At 65.5% G+C, this 16,084-nt stretch carries 13 protein-coding genes; 8 read left to right on the top strand and 5 right to left on the bottom strand.

All coding sequences use genetic code 11. The features are described from left to right. Nucleotides 1-27: 27 nt before the first annotated feature. On the bottom strand, nucleotides 28-2,355 hold the full coding sequence (locus ACIA48_RS10010) for an arylsulfatase (RefSeq protein ID WP_396730238.1): 2,328 nt from the start codon (nucleotides 2,353-2,355) through the stop codon (nucleotides 28-30). A 193-nt stretch (nucleotides 2,356-2,548) separates the two neighbouring features. Here ACIA48_RS10010 and ACIA48_RS10005 point away from each other — a divergent pair, with 193 nt between their 5' ends. Next, complete coding sequence (locus ACIA48_RS10005; protein WP_396730236.1) at nucleotides 2,549-2,875, top strand: hemophore-related protein; 327 nt, start codon at nucleotides 2,549-2,551, stop codon at nucleotides 2,873-2,875. Between the two features lie 134 nt (nucleotides 2,876-3,009). On the opposite strand, the gene ACIA48_RS10000 is transcribed toward ACIA48_RS10005, so the two are convergent. Further along, a complete protein-coding gene (locus ACIA48_RS10000; protein ID WP_396730234.1) occupies nucleotides 3,010-3,816 on the bottom strand; it encodes a DUF1906 domain-containing protein in 807 nt (268 codons plus the stop codon). Nucleotides 3,817-3,875: 59 nt separating this feature from the next. Between ACIA48_RS10000 and ACIA48_RS09995 the strand changes: the two genes are divergently transcribed. After that, nucleotides 3,876-5,378: a serine hydrolase domain-containing protein gene (locus tag ACIA48_RS09995; protein ID WP_396730232.1), complete on the top strand. Its 1,503-nt coding sequence runs from the start codon at nucleotides 3,876-3,878 to the stop codon at nucleotides 5,376-5,378. Here the strand turns inward: ACIA48_RS09995 and ACIA48_RS09990 are convergent, their stop codons facing one another. Next, nucleotides 5,379-6,053: a TetR/AcrR family transcriptional regulator gene (locus tag ACIA48_RS09990; RefSeq protein ID WP_396730230.1), complete on the bottom strand. Its 675-nt coding sequence runs from the start codon at nucleotides 6,051-6,053 to the stop codon at nucleotides 5,379-5,381. It abuts the gene before it with no gap. A gap of 65 nt (nucleotides 6,054-6,118) precedes the next feature. After that, the gene (locus ACIA48_RS09985; RefSeq protein ID WP_396730228.1) at nucleotides 6,119-7,042 is read right to left on the bottom strand and encodes a metal-dependent hydrolase; all 924 of its coding nucleotides are present in this window, start codon (nucleotides 7,040-7,042) and stop codon (nucleotides 6,119-6,121) included. Between the two features lie 114 nt (nucleotides 7,043-7,156). Here ACIA48_RS09985 and ACIA48_RS09980 point away from each other — a divergent pair, with 114 nt between their 5' ends. The 4 genes from ACIA48_RS09980 to ACIA48_RS09965 are packed head-to-tail and all read left to right on the top strand — an operon-like array spanning nucleotide 7,157 to nucleotide 12,374. Beyond that, complete coding sequence (locus ACIA48_RS09980; protein WP_396730227.1) at nucleotides 7,157-9,124, top strand: flavin-containing monooxygenase; 1,968 nt, start codon at nucleotides 7,157-7,159, stop codon at nucleotides 9,122-9,124. Nucleotides 9,125-9,151: 27 nt separating this feature from the next. After that, the gene (locus ACIA48_RS09975) at nucleotides 9,152-9,934 is read left to right on the top strand and encodes an SDR family oxidoreductase (RefSeq protein ID WP_396730226.1); all 783 of its coding nucleotides are present in this window, start codon (nucleotides 9,152-9,154) and stop codon (nucleotides 9,932-9,934) included. Then, on the top strand, nucleotides 9,922-11,352 hold the full coding sequence (locus ACIA48_RS09970; protein ID WP_396730224.1) for a phytoene desaturase family protein: 1,431 nt from the start codon (nucleotides 9,922-9,924) through the stop codon (nucleotides 11,350-11,352). Before ACIA48_RS09975 ends, ACIA48_RS09970 begins: the two co-directional genes overlap by 13 nt. After that, the gene (locus ACIA48_RS09965) at nucleotides 11,349-12,374 is read left to right on the top strand and encodes an alcohol dehydrogenase catalytic domain-containing protein (protein WP_396730223.1); all 1,026 of its coding nucleotides are present in this window, start codon (nucleotides 11,349-11,351) and stop codon (nucleotides 12,372-12,374) included. The genes ACIA48_RS09970 and ACIA48_RS09965 overlap by 4 nt, the downstream gene beginning before the upstream one ends. Before the next feature lie 58 nt (nucleotides 12,375-12,432). Here ACIA48_RS09965 and ACIA48_RS09960 read toward each other — a convergent pair whose 3' ends face one another. After that, nucleotides 12,433-13,332: an alpha/beta fold hydrolase gene (locus ACIA48_RS09960; protein ID WP_396730221.1), complete on the bottom strand. Its 900-nt coding sequence runs from the start codon at nucleotides 13,330-13,332 to the stop codon at nucleotides 12,433-12,435. 68 nt (nucleotides 13,333-13,400) lie between these two features. Here ACIA48_RS09960 and ACIA48_RS09955 point away from each other — a divergent pair, with 68 nt between their 5' ends. Both ACIA48_RS09955 and ACIA48_RS09950 read left to right on the top strand, forming a co-directional pair. Further along, a complete protein-coding gene (locus tag ACIA48_RS09955; RefSeq protein WP_396730219.1) occupies nucleotides 13,401-15,173 on the top strand; it encodes an amidohydrolase family protein in 1,773 nt (590 codons plus the stop codon). Further along, nucleotides 15,166-16,077, top strand: coding sequence for an alpha/beta hydrolase (locus ACIA48_RS09950; protein ID WP_396730217.1), 912 nt, complete (start codon nucleotides 15,166-15,168; stop codon nucleotides 16,075-16,077). The genes ACIA48_RS09955 and ACIA48_RS09950 overlap by 8 nt, the downstream gene beginning before the upstream one ends. Nucleotides 16,078-16,084: the final 7 nt, after the last annotated feature.

The raw sequence follows: 16,084 nt of genomic DNA, 5'->3' as shown, positions 1-16,084 counted from the left end.
ATTTCGCACTGCGTGCACGTTCGGAGCCTACGTATAGGCGACGTGCACGCGCCGGATATGGCCTTCGAACGGGAAGGGCGCGCGCTCACGGTAATCCAGTGACACCGGCGAGCCGAGGCACGTGCCGATATCCAGACAGTCGTTCGCGGTGAACAACAGGGGAGCGCTCACGGGCACCTGGCCCGTAGCGACGGTGTCGTCCCCGACCCGAAGCGACACGTCGAGCGGACCCGCCGGGCGTTGCTCGGCATAACGCGTGTCGACCGTGATCGTCGCCGGGCCTGCGGACAGCTTCGCCTCAGACCGAATCTTGGTGCGCATCAGGATGAACAGGTTGTATTCGTAGCAGAGGTAGCCGTCGTCGAGATAGCACGTCAGTCCGCCCGCGGCCGCCCCGAGGGCGTACAGCACGCCGTTGGCGTTCTCGGGCAGATCCAGTTCGATCGTGACGGTGTTGTTCTTGTTACCGAGCGCCGGTGCGCAGAATTCGGGCATCCGCACGGTGTCGCCGGAGAACTCCCACTCCTTGTAGGGCGGAGCGATCCGCAACTCCGGGTGATAGACGGGTACCCATAGGCCGCCGCCGACGGGCAGCACTGAGTTCCGCGCGGCCTCGATGGCGAACATCTCCCGCATCTGGACCAGCTTGTCGGGATGCGCGTCGGCGAGGTCGTTGGCCTGTGACCAGTCCTCGTCCAGGTGGTACAGCTCCCACTGGTCGTTGTCAGGTGTCCAGGTCGCGATGCCCTCGGGCTGACCGGGCACCCACGGCAGCCGTGGACCGCGCGCGCTGGCCAGCCAGCCGTCGTGGTAGATCGCTCGGCTGCCCATGATCTCGAAGTACTGGGTCTTCTTGCCGCCTTCGGCCGATCGGTCGGTGAGCGTGCGTGCGAAACTCGAACCGGCTAGTGGGATCTGCGGGGTGCCGTTGACGACGAGCGGCGGCTCGATCCCGATGACGTCGTAGATCGTCGGGACGACGTCATTGCAGTGCAGGAACGCGTCCCGCGGCGCGGCGTCGGGCTGAATCTGGCTGGGCCACTTGACCGCCATCGGGTTACGGGTACCGCCGAGGTGCGAGGCGAGCAGCTTCATGCCCTTGTACGGAGTGCTGCCCGCCCACGCCCACGCAGCGTGGTACTGGTTGTCGACCAGCGGTGAGCCCAGCACGTCCAGCCCGCCGAGTTCATCGAGGACATCGATGTGCTGCCGGACCGTGGTGGGAATTCCGTTCTGCGCCAAAAGTTCCGCAATCGTCCCGTTCTGACCTTCGCCCGACGACCCGTTGTCCCCCCAGATGTAGAAGAACAAAGTGTTGTCGCCGTAGCCGAGTTCGTCGAGTTCGTCGGCGATCCGCCCGACCTGGACGTCGACGTGTTCGGCGAAGCCGGCGGCCACTTCCATCAGGCGTCGCTGAAATGGTTTCTCGTCCTCGGGGATGCTGTCCCACGATGCCAGCTTCTCGTCGCGCTCGGTGAGCGCGCAGTCCTGCGGGATCCAGCCACTCTCCTTGGCGCGCGCGAAGACTCGCTCGCGGTAGGCATCCCAGCCCTCGTCGAACTTGCCGGCGTACTTATCGGACCATTCCTTCATGATGTGGTGCGGTCCGTGCAGGCAGCCGCTGGCCCAGTACATGAAGAACGGCTTGTCCGCGTTGAACGCCTTGTGCCGCCGCAGCCAGCCGATGGCGTCGTCGGCCAGGTCCTCTGACAGGTGGTAGCCCTCTTCGGGGGTTTTGGTGGGTGCGACGACCGTCGTGTTGCGCACGAGATGCGGCTCGTACTGAGAAGCCTCACCGGCGAGAAATCCGTAGAAGTACTCGAATCCCAGTCCGGTGGGCCAGTTTTCAAAGGGGCCGGCCGCGGTGGTCTCCTCGGCGGGCGTGTTGTGCCACTTCCCGAACGCCGAGGTGGCGTATCCGTATTGCTTGAGCACTTCGGCGACCGTCGCGCTGCTACGTGGAATCTTTCCCGCGTACCCGTCCCAATCGTTGGCCAGCTCGGCGATCTGACCGTTGCCGATCTCGTGGTGATTGCGGCCCGTCAACAGTGACGCCCGCGTTGGCGAGCACATCGCGGTGGTGTGAAACCTGTTGTAGGAGACTCCGTCAGCGCACACCCTGTCCATGGTGTCGGTGCGTACCTCGCCACCGAAGGTCGTGGGCAGACCTGGGCCCGCGTCGTCGATGAGCACGATGACGACATTCGGCGCGTTTTCCGGTAGACGTCGGGGCACGACCCGCTGGGCGTAGGTGGATTCCTGAAGCGTGCGTCCCGCGATGCTCGCCGAAGGGGTGGGCGCGAAGGGCAGTGTTTCGCCACCGGTGATTTTTGGGGCCACCACGTTGTCAGACATCCCTGTCCTTTCGCTTTTCGGCTACGTGCGAGCCACTCTAGGGGGCCTGACCTACCACTATGTGTCTAGAGGGAGAAGACCGGCCGGCTCTAGCACTTTTCGTGACGGCGGAGCAATCGCGAGCTACCATGGGTGCACTGTTGAAGTCAGGGCCAGTCGGGGGCCACTGCATAAGTTGGAAGGTCCCCGGATCATGCTCAATTCATTGAAAAGCCTGGTGATCACCGCTATCGGTGGTACTGCGCTGTCGTTAACCGCTGGACTCGGGGTGGCGTCCGCAGACCCCATCATCGATACCACCTGCAGCTATCCGCAGGTCATGGCAGCCCTGAGCAGCGAGAATCCCGCGCTGGCGGAGAAGTTCAATGCGAACCCGCTCGCAGGTGTGATGCTGAGCAATTTCTTGTCCGCGCCTCCGGGCGAACGCGTGCAGCTCGCTCAGGAGTACCAGGCCACGTCATGGGGTCAGAAGTACTTCGGCGCCATGGCGGCGATCGCCAACACCTGCAACAACTACTGACCCGAACTTGCTGCGGCAAGTGCGGGGACCTCGTCGGGTGGGGCCCCCGCACTTGCTGACAGCAGATTGGTGCACGGGCCTTGCAGGTTTCTTGGAGCGCGGAGCCGCCCCGGCGGCGACATCGGCAGTCGTGACTACCGCGGCAGCGACCACTGCCCGAAGTCGGGCGCTAGGACCAGATCCACGTCCACGCTGGTCCCGCCGAGAATGACCCCCGGGTCGGTGGATGTGACGATCACGTCCTGATACAGCACAGCCGCCGGCTCGCGCGCACCGTCGGACCACGCTCTCGTCTGCCACGCCCACGCGTGGCCGGGACTGGTCGACGGTCCGATTACACCGTCTTGGATCGCCCATGCGCATGCGTTCGCATGTCCGTACATGCCGGTGCGGTTCACACCGAGCACCGAGTTGATGCCGCGATACCACTGCACCGCAACGCTGTTCCAGATATCGAGGTCGATGTCCTCGTCGACGCTGAAGAAGATCGGCGCGGAATCCGGTCCGCCGGCCGCGGTGTGCAGTCGCATTGCCGTCTGCCCGTCCGCCACGCCACCGTCGAAGCCGCGGGTGTAATCCGACGGAGCGTTCGGCCAATTGGGCTTTCCGTACTGATAGCAGCTGACGACTTCGAGCCCCTCCGCGCGCAACCCGTCCGCATATCCACGGGTGACGGGCTTGAAATCGAAGTCCGCGTTAGGCCGCAACTCGGACACATAGACAAGCGCGCCGTCGAAGCCCGCCGACTTGATCAGCTCAGGAGCGACCTGCCGGTGCGTGAAATCGATCAGTTTCGCGGGCGCGGCCGACGCCTCAGGGGTACCCATGGTCGCCGCGGCGGACCCGGCAATCAGCAAAGCAGGTGCCGAGAGGGCATATTTCAGTACCTCTCGGCGGGTTGGCGCTACGCCGCGACCGGGTGGCGCACTCGAGTCGACCACGCCGCGATGGTAACAAGGTCCCGACTACATATGCTGAGGGTTGATCCGATGAGGTGGCGATGACAGCTTCAGGTAAGGCCCGCGCTGTCGCTGCTGTCCTGCTGGCACTCGCCGCGACGACGTCGTGCGGTGAGGTGCGCCAACCCGAACCTGTTGAAAGCACGCAGGCGACGCAGACCACAACGTCCGTGACGCCTTCAATAACGCCAAAACCGATCCCTAACAAGGACTTCGACACCGTCACCGCGCTCATCAACGACGCGATCGCGGCACACGAGCTCCCTGGGGCGGTGGTCGTGGTAGGACACGGCGGCACGACCGTGTTCGAGCAGGCCTTCGGAATGCGCAAGCTCGCCGGTGAACCGGGACCGGATGGAGCACCGGCACCCGAAGAGCCGATGACCGAGGACACGATCTTCGATTTGGCGTCGTTGACAAAATCGCTCGCGACGTCGACCGCTGTCATGCAGCTGTACGAACAGGGCAAGGTCCAGTTCGATGACGCCGTAGAGACATATCTGCCCGACTTCAACCCCGGGCATGATCCGCAACGCGCCGACGTGACGGTGCGTATGTTGCTCACGCACACTTCGGGTTTGGTGGGCGAACTAGATCTTCGCGATCCGTGGGGTCTGAATGGACCGGACAAGGCTCAAGGCATCCGCCGCGCGCTCGCCAAGCCACTGGAGGCGGCCCCCGGTGCGGGCTTCCGCTACTCCGACGTCAACTTCATATTGCTCGGCTTGATGGTGGAGAGGATCACCGGTCAACCGGAAGACGTTTACGTGCAGCAGAATGTCTTCGAGCCGCTCGGCATGGGGGATACTCGATATCTGCCGCCGGCGAAAGCGTGTGGGCCGCACCAGATCAGAGGATCCGCGGTCGCATGGCTTCCTGGACCAACGAGCACCTGCCCTCCGGACGACTGGAGCGCCGATATCTTGCCACGGGTGGCGCCGACCGCGCGTGACGAGGAAGGTCGCGCCGCTCCGGGCGCCAACCCCGACCTCGACTTCCTGCTGCGCGGCACCGTGCACGATCCGACTGCGCGCCGCATGGGTGGCGTCGCCGGCAGTGCCGGTGTCTTCTCGACGGCGCACGACATGAGCATCTATGCCCAAGCGTTGCTGGATCGGCTGGCGGGCCGGCCGAGCACGTTTCCGCTCACACAGGCGACCTTGCAGCTCATGACGAGTCCCGAGCAGCCAGGGCATACTCCCGGACAAATAGCGGCGGCGAACGCCGCGACCCAGGAAGCTATCGCGGCGACCCCGAACACAGAGCATCCGCTGCTCGCCCCGCACTATCCGGCGATCGCGGGCCAGAATCTGCGCGGTTTCGGCTGGGACATCGACACCGGCCATTCCAAGCCACGGGGAATGGTGTTCCCCATCGGCAGTTTCGGCCATGTGGGGTTCACCGGAACATCGCTGTGGATCGATCCGGGCTCAGACACCTACGTCATCCTTCTGACGAACGTGATTCATCTACGTGGGAGTGCCCCGATCACGAATCTGCAGGGCGACCTCGCGACGTTGGCCGCCCGCGCGCTGCGTCTCTAGTCAGGAAGCGGAACGTCGTCGCGATCGCGTCGGCGGCGCCGTCACTTTCGTGAGGGATCCCATCGCATCGGTGAAACGTGGGTAGATGACCGCTGGTCCGACCCACCGGGCCAGGAAGGTGCGCAGGTTCTCCCCATGGCGCGGGGTCTTGGCGGTATCGATGAGAAACGAATACAGCACCCGGAGGCAAAACTCGGACAGCTCACCGAGGGCCTCTTCGTCGAAACCGTTTGCCTCCCAGTCCACCTCGTATCGGTGCAGCATGGATCGGCTGAACGAAAGCGCGGTATCGGAGGTGAGCGACGGGGCGACCTCGCCGCGCGATCGCTTGGTCATCATGAACCCGATACGCTCGTCCTTGGACAAGTTTTCGATCGCGAAGGCCAGGCCCTCGATCACCGCGGTGACGGCATCGGTCTCGCCGCGGACGTGGTTGGCCAGCTGCTCCAGGAAGCCGTCGCCGGATCGCATCGCTGTTGCGAGCAAGAGCGCTTCGGTGCCGGGGAAGTAGCGGTACACAGTCTGGCGAGTCACGCCGAGTGAGCGGGCGACGTCGGCGATGCGCATCGCGGATCCGCGCTCGGCGATGATCTCGTCGGCCGCGTCGAGGATGCGGGTGATTGCCTCCTCGTCGGAGGTCGGTGTGTTCCCCGACCAGCCGTGACTACGAACCATTACGCGCCTACCCGTGCGACCTGCATGCCGCGATCATATCGGCGGCATCGTCGCACATAGTGGCGCTATCGGCTGGCCGCGCCGATTGAATACCAGCGGGCAGCGCTCTTCGGCTCCTCGCTGTAGCGCCGGAACCACCGTCCGGCGAAGGGCGGGAGGTTCTCGAACTCCGGGTCATGGCTCGGACCCTGCGATCGGACAAGGCCGGTCAGCATTGTGCAGAACTCCCGCTTGGGCACGCCGGCATACGTGGCCTGACCTGGCTCGGTCAGCTGCCGGGACGCGCGTGCGGCCGAGAACATGGACCGCGGCGTCAATCCATTGGGAAGCAGCCGACCGTAGTGCCCGCCATCGGCCTCGGGTACGTGCTTTTGGAATCCGCGAGAAACGATCGAAATGATCTCGCCGAGATGTTTGATCACGGCCGCGATCGTCCGCACGCGGTAGGGAAAGTCGCCGTGCACGGCGTCGTAGACCATCAACGCGGAGCTGCGGTGCTCGATCTCTTCGACGAAGTGCCACAGGAACAGCGACGCGACGCGTTCGTCACCGGGTTCGAACAGTTTGTCCTCGTGGTCGAGGAATACCTTGAAGTAAGGCGTGAAGGTGTTCTCGATGACTGCGGTGTAGGCCAGCCGCCACGCCAAAGGCTTTGTGGCGGTGAGCCGGTCGTAAGACGCGATGACCTCGTCCATCGTCTCCTGCAGGCCCGGCCAGCGGCGCACGAGCGCTCGGTAGTGGCTCATGTGCGCCGCCGAGTGCTGGGCTTCCTGGCGCAGGTAGGCATTGGCTTCTTCGGCATGCGACGGATCGCGCATCAAGGGAATTGCTTCGCGGGTCGCATCGACGATGAACTTCTCGAAACCCGGTGCGAAGAAGGTGATCAGGTTGCACTGCATGGCAAATGCCGGTCGTTGCGGATGCCAATTGAAGGGGATGTCGTCACCGGCGAGGTCGAACCGCACGCGACGCACTTGCAGATTCGTCATTGCTCGACGGTAGCCCGGTCGCTCGACGATGACAATACGTAATTAGAGAAATGTATGGCCATATCAATCGCAATCTCTAGACCATACGCTGAAACGATTGTGTATGGTGACTGAATGGGTCATTCGTCGGTAACCACCACCACTCGGGGCACAGACATCGACGCGTTGATCGGGCTGCCGTTCGACGACTCCGATGACGTGATCCGGGCCGCGGTCGCCGAGGCCAGCGTGCCCGCGCTGCTGATGTCGATGGTGCACATGACGGGCGACCTGGGCCTACTCCGCGAGTTGCCCGGCCCCTACGCGCTCATTGCGATGGACCTCCAGGGCGCCATGAGCGAACCCGACAAGGTGCTGGTGCGCGAGCGGGCGTTCGAAGTCATCCGCGACTACCGCGATCGCGGATGCCCGCCCCCGTTCGTTCCCGATCCCGAGCAGATGCGGGTGATGTTCGACGTGATGTCGGCGGGGACGGTGACTGAAGACCACGTGGACTACGTCGCCGCCGACCTGCGGTTCAGCCGCGCCGACCAGTACGGACCGGCACTCGCGTCGACACCGGAGCAGCGCAGCGACTTCCCGGTCGTGGTCATCGGATGCGGTGAGGCGGGCTTGCTGGCAGGGATCAAGCTCAAGGCGGCGGGCGTGCCGTTCACGATCGTCGAGAAGCAGTCCGCGGTTGGTGGAACCTGGCTGGCGAATCGCTATCCCGGTTGCCGCGTCGACATCGCCAATCAGTACTACGCCTACTCGTTCGAGCCCACCGACCACTGGACGCACTACTACTCCGAACAGCCCGAGATCCTCCAGTACCTGCAGGACGTCGCGACCAAGCACGACATCGCTCCGCACGTGCGCTTCAACACCGCGGTCACCGGCGCCGCGTGGGATGACGAGTCGGCGACCTGGCAGGTGACGATCAGCGGGGCCGACGGCGGAGCCGAGGTGCTGACCGCGCGGGCGCTGATCTGTGCCGTCGGGCAGTTCAGCAACTCGGTGATCCCAGACATCAAGGGCGCCAACGGCTTCAGTGGGCCGTCCTTTCACACCGCGGACTGGCGCGACGACGTCGACCTGGATGGCAAGCGGGTGGCGGTCATCGGCGCCGGGGCCAGCGGATTCCAGCTCGTGCCCGCTATCGCGGACTTCACCCAGCGGGTCGACGTCTATCAGCGCACTCCGCAGTGGATGGCGCCCAACCCGATTTATCACGACGCCATTCCCGATGGCGCCAGGTGGGCGATTCGCCATCTGCCGTACTACGGGCGATGGCTGCGATTCGTGTCGTGGTGGCCGATCGCCGACGCGCTCGACGAGCAGGTCAAGATCGACCCCGATTGGGACAACGGCGGGCTGTCGTGCAACGAGTCGAACCACGCGATCCGTGAGATGTTCATCGCGTGGATGCGGGTTTTCTGCACCGACGAGGAGCTCCTCGAAAAGGTCACCCCGAAGTACCCGCCGATGGGCAAAAGGACGTTGCAGGACAACGGAACCTGGCTCACGGCATTGCAGCGCGACGACGTTGAGTTGGTCACCGACGGCATCGCTGAGATCACCGCCCACGGAGTGACCACTGTCGACGGTGTGCACCGACCCGCCGACGTGCTGCTCTGGGCCACCGGGTTCGACGTCAACCACCAACTCGGACCAATCAACGTCCGCGGGCTGGGCGGGCTGGAACTCAACGAGGCCTGGGGTGATTCGGCGTATGCGTACCTGGGTGTCACGGTGCCGGGCTTCCCGAACTTCTACTGCATGTACGGTCCGGGTACCAATGCGGTGAACGGCGCCAGCATCATCTACAACTCGGAGTGCCAGATGCGATACATCATGGGGTGTATCGACATGGTGGCGTCCGGTGGTTTCGGATCGGCCATGCCCCGAGCCCAGGTGTGCGACGAGTACAACCGGCGTGCCCAGGAACGCCTGCGTGAGATGGTGTACAGCCATCCGGCGGTCACCAGCAGCTACTACAAGAACGCCGCAGGCGATCTGCCGACGCTGTACGGGTTTCGTATCTTCGACTATTGGACCTGGACCAACCATGTGAATCCGGACGACTATGAACTGCGGCCCTAGCTTGGGCCGGCCTAGCAGGAGGAATTGATGGCGGGACGGTTGAGCGGCAAGGTCGCGTTGGTGAGCGGCGGAGCCCGGGGGATGGGCGCATCACACGTGCGCGCGCTGGTGGACGAAGGAGCCAAGGTCGTTCTCGGCGACATCCTCGATGCCGAGGGCGAGGTCGTCGCCAAAGACGTCGGCGACTCAGCGCGCTACCTCCATCTCGACGTCACCCAACCCGACGACTGGGAGCAGGCCGTCGCCATGGCGGTCGACGAGTTCGGCGGCCTCGACGTCCTCGTGAACAACGCCGGCATCCTCAACGTCGGAACCATCGAAGACTACGAACTGTCCGAGTGGCACCGCATCCTCGACATCAACCTCACCGGCGTGTTCCTCGGCATTCGCGCGGCGGTGACACCGATGAAGGCCGCCGGCCGCGGGTCGATCATCAACATCTCGTCGATCGAGGGCATGGCGGGTACCATCGCGTGCCATGGCTACACTGCCACGAAGTTCGCGGTCCGCGGATTGACGAAGTCGGCCGCTCTGGAGTTGGGGCCCAGCGGAATTCGGGTCAACTCGATCCACCCCGGTCTCATCAAGACACCGATGACCGAGTGGGTGCCCGACGACATCTTCCAAACGGCACTTGGCCGCGCCGCGGACCCACGCGAGGTCTCCAATCTCGTCGTGTACCTCGCGAGTGACGACTCCAGCTACTCGACGGGCTCGGAGTTCGTCGTCGACGGCGGGTGCACCGCCGGGCTGGGGCACAAGGACTTCTCCGCCGTCGAGGTCGAGCAGCAGCCCGAGTGGGTGACGTAGCACTGATCGTCGGCGCGGGTCCCAACGGACTCGCGGCGGCGGTCACCCTGGCCCGCGCGGGTCTCTCGGTCACGGTGCTCGAGGCCGCCGACACGATCGGCGGCGGCACCCGCACGGTCGAGGCGATAGTCCCCGGACTGTTGATCGACTCCTGCGCGGCGACGCACCCGATGGCGGTGGGTTCACCGTTTCTGAACGCTCTCGGCTTGGAGCGGTACGGCCTGGAGTGGCGGTTTCCCGAGGTCGACTGCGTGCATCCGCTCGACGACGGCACCGCGGGTGTGCTGTACCGCTCCGTCGAGCAGACCGCGGCCGGGCTCGGTCGTGACGGCGGGCGGTGGCGGACGCTGTTCGCGCACAACGAGAGCCGTTACGACGCACTGTCCGACGACATCCTGGGACCGCTGCTGCGGGTGCCGCGCCATCCGTTCACGCTCGCGCGGTTCGGGCTGCCGACTGTGCTTCCGGCCTCCGTACTCGCCAAGACCTTCACGACGGAGCAGGCCCGAGCCCTCTTCGGAGGCGTTGCGGCGCATACATTTCAGCCGTTGGACCGGCCGCTGACGTCGGCCATCGGGCTGGGCATCCTCACCGCAGGACATAACGCGGGATGGGGCGTCGCAGCCGGCGGCTCGCGCGCCATCACCGACGCACTGGCCGCGCTGCTAGTCGAACTGGGCGGACGGGTCGAAACCGGTGTCCGCATCACGTCGGCGGCCGAGTTGCCGCCCGCCGATGTCACCATCTTCGACCTCGACCCGCCCGCAGTCGCGGCCGTCCTCGGCGAGCGGTTGCCGTCCCGGATAGTCAAGGCATACCAGCGTTTCCGCTTCGGGCCTGCGGCGTTCAAGGTCGATTTCGCCGTCGAAGGTGGCGTGCCGTGGAGCCACCCCGACGCACATCGCGCGGGCACGTTGCATCTCGGCGGTGACTTCGCCGAAGTCGCCGAGAATGAACGCGGACTCCATATGGGGCGGATGCCGGAGCGGCCCTTCGTCCTGATCGGCCAGCAGTACCTGGCCGATCCGCAGCGTTCGGCCGGTGACGTGCATCCGCTGTATTCCTACGCCCACGTGCCTAACGGATACACCGGCGACGCGACCGAGCAGATCTTCGCGCAGATCGAGCGGTTCGCCCCGGGATTCCGCGACCGCGTGGTCGGCTACGAGGTTAGTTCGGCCACCGAGATGAGTAGGTACAACACGAACTACGTCGGCGGCGACATCAACACCGGAGCCAAAGACATTCGGCAACTCGTCTTCGGTCCACGAATAACGCTGTCTCCGTACAGTCTTGGTGTGCCGGGAATGTACATCTGCTCGGCGGCGACGCCGCCGGGACCGGGCGCACACGGCATGTGCGGCTTCAACGCGGCGCAACTGGCGCTGAAGAAGCTGAGAAAGGGTGACCACCGATGAAGAGCGTCGTGATCGATACGCCGGGACAGGTCCGCGTGGAGACGCTGCCCGACCCGACACTGCCCGGCCCCGACGGCGCCGTCATCGAGGTGCGATCTGCCGCCATCTGCGGCTCGGATCTGCACTTCTACGAAGGCGATTACCCGCTCGCGGATCCGGTGCCACTCGGACACGAAGCGATTGGCACGATCGTCGAGATCGGGCCTGACGTACGCACATTCGCCGTCGGTGACGAGGTGCTGGTCTCGTCCGTCGCCGGCTGCGGGGCGTGTGCGGGCTGCGAGACCCGCGACCCGGTGACCTGCGTCGGTGGTCCACGGATCTTCGGCGCCGGTGCGCTCGGCGGGGCGCAATCGGAGCTGTTGGCCGTGCCCGCGGCAGACTTCCAGCTGTTGCGCCTGCCCGACGACATCGACACCGAGGAGGCGCTGCTGCTGACGGACAACCTCGCCACCGGGTGGGCCGCCGCGCAGCGGGCCGACTTCCCGCCCGGCGGCACGGTGGTGGTGCTCGGCCTCGGGGCGGTCGGCCTGTGTGCGGTGCAGAGTGCGTTGACGCTCGGCGCGGGTACCGTTTTCGCCGTCGACCCCGTCGAAGGCCGGCGGCTCCGGGCCGAACGGCTCGGCGCGACTCCTCTGGAACCGCCTGCACTGCAGGCAGTTCAGGAGGCGACCGGTGGACGTGGTGCAGCGTCAGTCATCGATGCGGTCGGCAGCGATGGTTCGATGACCGACGCGCTGAACCTGGTCCGGGCGGGCGGCACGGTCTCCGTGGTCGGTGTCCACAACCTGCAACCGTTCCCATTCCCCGCGACCATCAGCCTGATTCGCAGCATCACGCTGAGGATGACCACCGCACCCGTACAGCGCACCTGGCCGGAACTGGTACCGCTGCTGCAGTCGGGCCGCCTGGACGTCAGCGGTATCTTCACCGACACCATGCCGCTGGCTGACGCCCCCGCGGCCTACGCTGCGGTGGCGGCACGCACCGCCGACTGCGTCAAGGTGTCGCTGACGATCTGACGTGTGGCACTAGCTGGTTGATCGCGTGTACCTGGTGCACGCAATCAACCCGTCAAGCTCACTCGACCTTCAGGTAGTCGAGGATCGCCGCGCATACCGCCTCGGGCTGGTCGACCTGGAGAAAGTGGCCGGCCCCGGCAATGGTCTGCACCCGACTGCCCGGCGGCAGGGCATCGATCACGCCGGCGAGGTAACCGACCTGTACCGCGCCGTCCTGTTCCCCGTGCAGCACGAGCACCGGGGTGAGCGGAAGCCTGAACCGGAAGCGGTGCAGGCCCGCATACGGCGGCGAGGCCCGGGTGAATCGGATCATCGCGCGGTAATACCCGACGGCGGCCTTGCGATGGGCGAGGGTCGGGAGCGCGGCCTGGGTGCGCGCCACGTCGTCGTCAACGTCGGCACCCGGGGGCGACCAGTCCTTCCACAGTCGCGGGATGACTCGGTGCAGTACGCGCTCCGGAAGGAACGGCAGCTGGAAGAAGAGGACGTACCAGCTCCTGCGCAGCTGAACGGCCGACATCCGCAGGTTCTCCGCGAGGCTGTGTCGCGAGTTGTCGAACGCGCGCAGCGGCGGCAGTGCCATCGAGACGTACGCACCGAACGGCGATCCGGCGTATGCCGCGAGTCCGTTGGCAGTGAAGCAGCCCCAGTCGTGGCCGATCAACACCGTATTGGATCCGCCGTCGAGGTGCTGGTGCAGATCGACGAGGTCGCTCATCAACGCGCCCAGGTGGTAGTCGTCGTCGGGCGCGGGCCCGGTCGGCGCATAGCCCCGGGTGAACGGTGCGACAACGCGAAATCCCCTGGCCGCCAGCATGGGTGCGAGTCGTCGCCAGCTGTGTGCGCTGTCGGGAAAACCGTGGACGCACAGTGCCAGCCTGCCGTCCGGCGGACCCCAGGTGAGAGCGGTCATCCGCAGGCGGGGAAGGTCGAATTCGACCACTTCGGGCTCGGTCACCCCTTGACCATACAATATTCGATAAGTGTATTGTGATGGTCGCAACCCGACGATGGAGGGGAGAGCCCGTGCGCTTCGACGTGGTGATCAGGAACGGCCGGTTTTTCGACGGAACGGGTGGTCCGTCCTCGGTGCGCAATGTCGGCATTCGGGACGGCCGTGTCGCGGTCGTCACCGAGGATCCGATCGAGGGCATCGAGGAGATCGACGCAACGGGGCAGTGGGTGACGCCCGGCCTGATCGACATCCACACCCACTACGACGTCGAACTCCTCAACGGACCGTCGCTGTCGGAATCGCTGCGGCATGGCGTGACGACGGTGGTCGTCGGATCGTGCTCCATCTCCACGGTGCACGTCGACGGCACCGACGCCGGCGACCTCTTCGGCAGGGTCGAGGCCATCCCGCGCGACCACGTGATTGCCGCCGTCGATCAGCACAAGACCTGGTCCACCGCCGAGGAGTACATCGAGGCAGTCGAGGCCCGACCGCTCGGGCCGAATGTGACCGCGTTCATCGGTCACTCCGACATGCGCACCGCCGTCATGGGACTCGAGCGCGCGACGACAAAGGACGACCAGCCCACGAAGGCCGAGCTTGCGACGATGGAGCGCTGGCTGACCGAGGCGCTCGACGCCGGCTTCATCGGACTGTCGTCGCAGCAGTTGCTGTTCGACCGGATCGACGGCGATGTCTGCCGATCCCGCACGCTGCCGTCGACCTACGTGAAGCGACGCGAGATGCGACGGCTCACGCAGCTTGTCCGCAAGTGTGGCCGGGTGCTGCAGAGCGGTCCCGACATCCAGCACCCGCCGCGGGTGGCGGCGCAACTGGCGAGGTCCATCGGTGGGCTGCGCCGCCCGCTGAAGATCAGCTTCCTGGCGGCCGCCGACGCCAAGTCGAACCCGATCGGCTACAAGATCCTGACCGGTGCGGCCCGCCTGATCAACGCGCTCGGCGGCGACTTCCGGTGGCAGCATCTTCCGGTGCCGTTCGAGGTGTACGGCGACGGCATCGATCTGGTGATCTTCGAGGAGCTGGGCGCAGGCGCGGCGGCATTGCACCTGCGCGACGAGGTCGAACGAAATGAGTTGATGCGGAACGAAGATTACCGCCGCCAGTTCCGCAAGGAGTACGACGACAGGTTCAGCATCGGCGCCTGGCACCGCGATTTCTTCGATGCCGACATCGTCGCCTGTCCAGACTCCTCGCTGATCGGCAAGACGTTCGGTCAGCTCGGACTGGACCGCGGTGTACATCCGGTGGACGCCTTCCTTGACCTCGTCCTCGAGCATGGGCGAGACCTGCGGTGGCGCACCGTCATCTCGAACCACCGACCCAAGGTGCTCAAGAAGCTGGCGGTGGATCCCGGTGTGCAGGTCGGCTTCTCAGATGCCGGTGCCCACCTGCGCAACATGGCGTTCTACAACAGCGGACTCTGCCTGCTGCGTCACGTGCATCAGAGCGCCGAGGCGGGGGCGCCGTTCATGACGGCCGAGCACGCGGTGCACCGCCTGACGGGGGAGCTGGCGGACTGGTACTCACTGGACGCCGGGCACCTGCGGGTGGGTGACCGTGCCGACATCGCGGTGGTCGATCCCGCTCACCTCGACGAGTCGCTCAGTGCGTACGCCGAGGAATCCGTCGAGCAGTATGGCGGGTTGAGCCGCATGGTCAACCGCAACGACGACACGGTCGCCGCCGTTCTCGTCGGCGGTCGCACGGTGTTCCGCAAGGGGGTGCCGACCGACATCGTCGGCACCGTGCGTACCGGTAGCTTCCTGCGCGCCGGCCGCAAGATCGCGGCTCCCGCACAGCCGGCGGTGGCCGTCAGTGGGTGAGATCGACTACTCGAGGTTCGATCCCGAACTTCGGTCGCGGGCCCGTCTTCTGCCCAAAGGCTATGCGCTGCAGCGTAGTTTGACGCGACCACGCGCATTGATGAAGGTGGCGGGAGCAGTCGGTAGGATTCGCGGTGTCGAGGTGGCCGACGTTGCGCCCGGCGTCAGCGTGCGCGTCCATCGACCCACCGGAATCGGCGAGCCCGGTCCCGCGATGTTGTGGATCCACGGCGGCGGCATGGTGATGGGCAATGCCGCACAGGAAGATGCGTTCTGTCGCAAGCTCGCCAACTTCACCGACGTCACCGTCGCGGCGGTGGATCACCGGCTGGCCCCTGAACACCCCTTTCCCACACCGCTGGAGGATTGCTATTCGGCGTTGCGCTGGCTGGCCCGTCAGACCTGGGTCGATTCCACGCGGGTCGCTGTCGGCGGTGCGAGCGCGGGTGGCGGATTCAGCGCTGCCGCAGCTCAACTCGCACGCGATCGCGGTGACGTCAAGCTCAGACTGCAGATGCTGGTGTACCCGATGCTCGACGACCGCACCGGGTCGAACGGCGACCGGGGACGCGTGATGTGGTCGGGTGACGACAATCAGTTGGCGTGGCAGTGGTACCTCGCCGGTGCCGATCCGGTGGCGGCCGTACCCGCGCGGCGGGCCGACCTTTCGGGGCTGCCGCCGACCTGGATCGGTGTGGGTGACCAGGACCTCTTCCACGAGGAGTGTGTCGCGTACGCCGCGCGACTGCGGGAGGCGGGCGTGCCGGTGCACGAAGAGATCGCGCACGGAGCCTTCCACGCATTCGACCTGATCGCCACGAATGCCTCGGTGTCTCAACGCTTCTTTGCCAGTCAGTGTCGAGCGTTGCGTGCGGCGCTCGTCGACGACCACGCGTTTTTCTGAGGAGGCA

Origin of the sequence: Mycobacterium sp. NPDC051804 (genome assembly GCF_044452905.1) — a bacterium.
Lineage (GTDB): Bacteria > Actinomycetota > Actinomycetes > Mycobacteriales > Mycobacteriaceae > Mycobacterium.
Note: the sequence above shows the minus strand (reverse complement) of the source record. Positions and strands in the feature narration are given on the sequence as shown.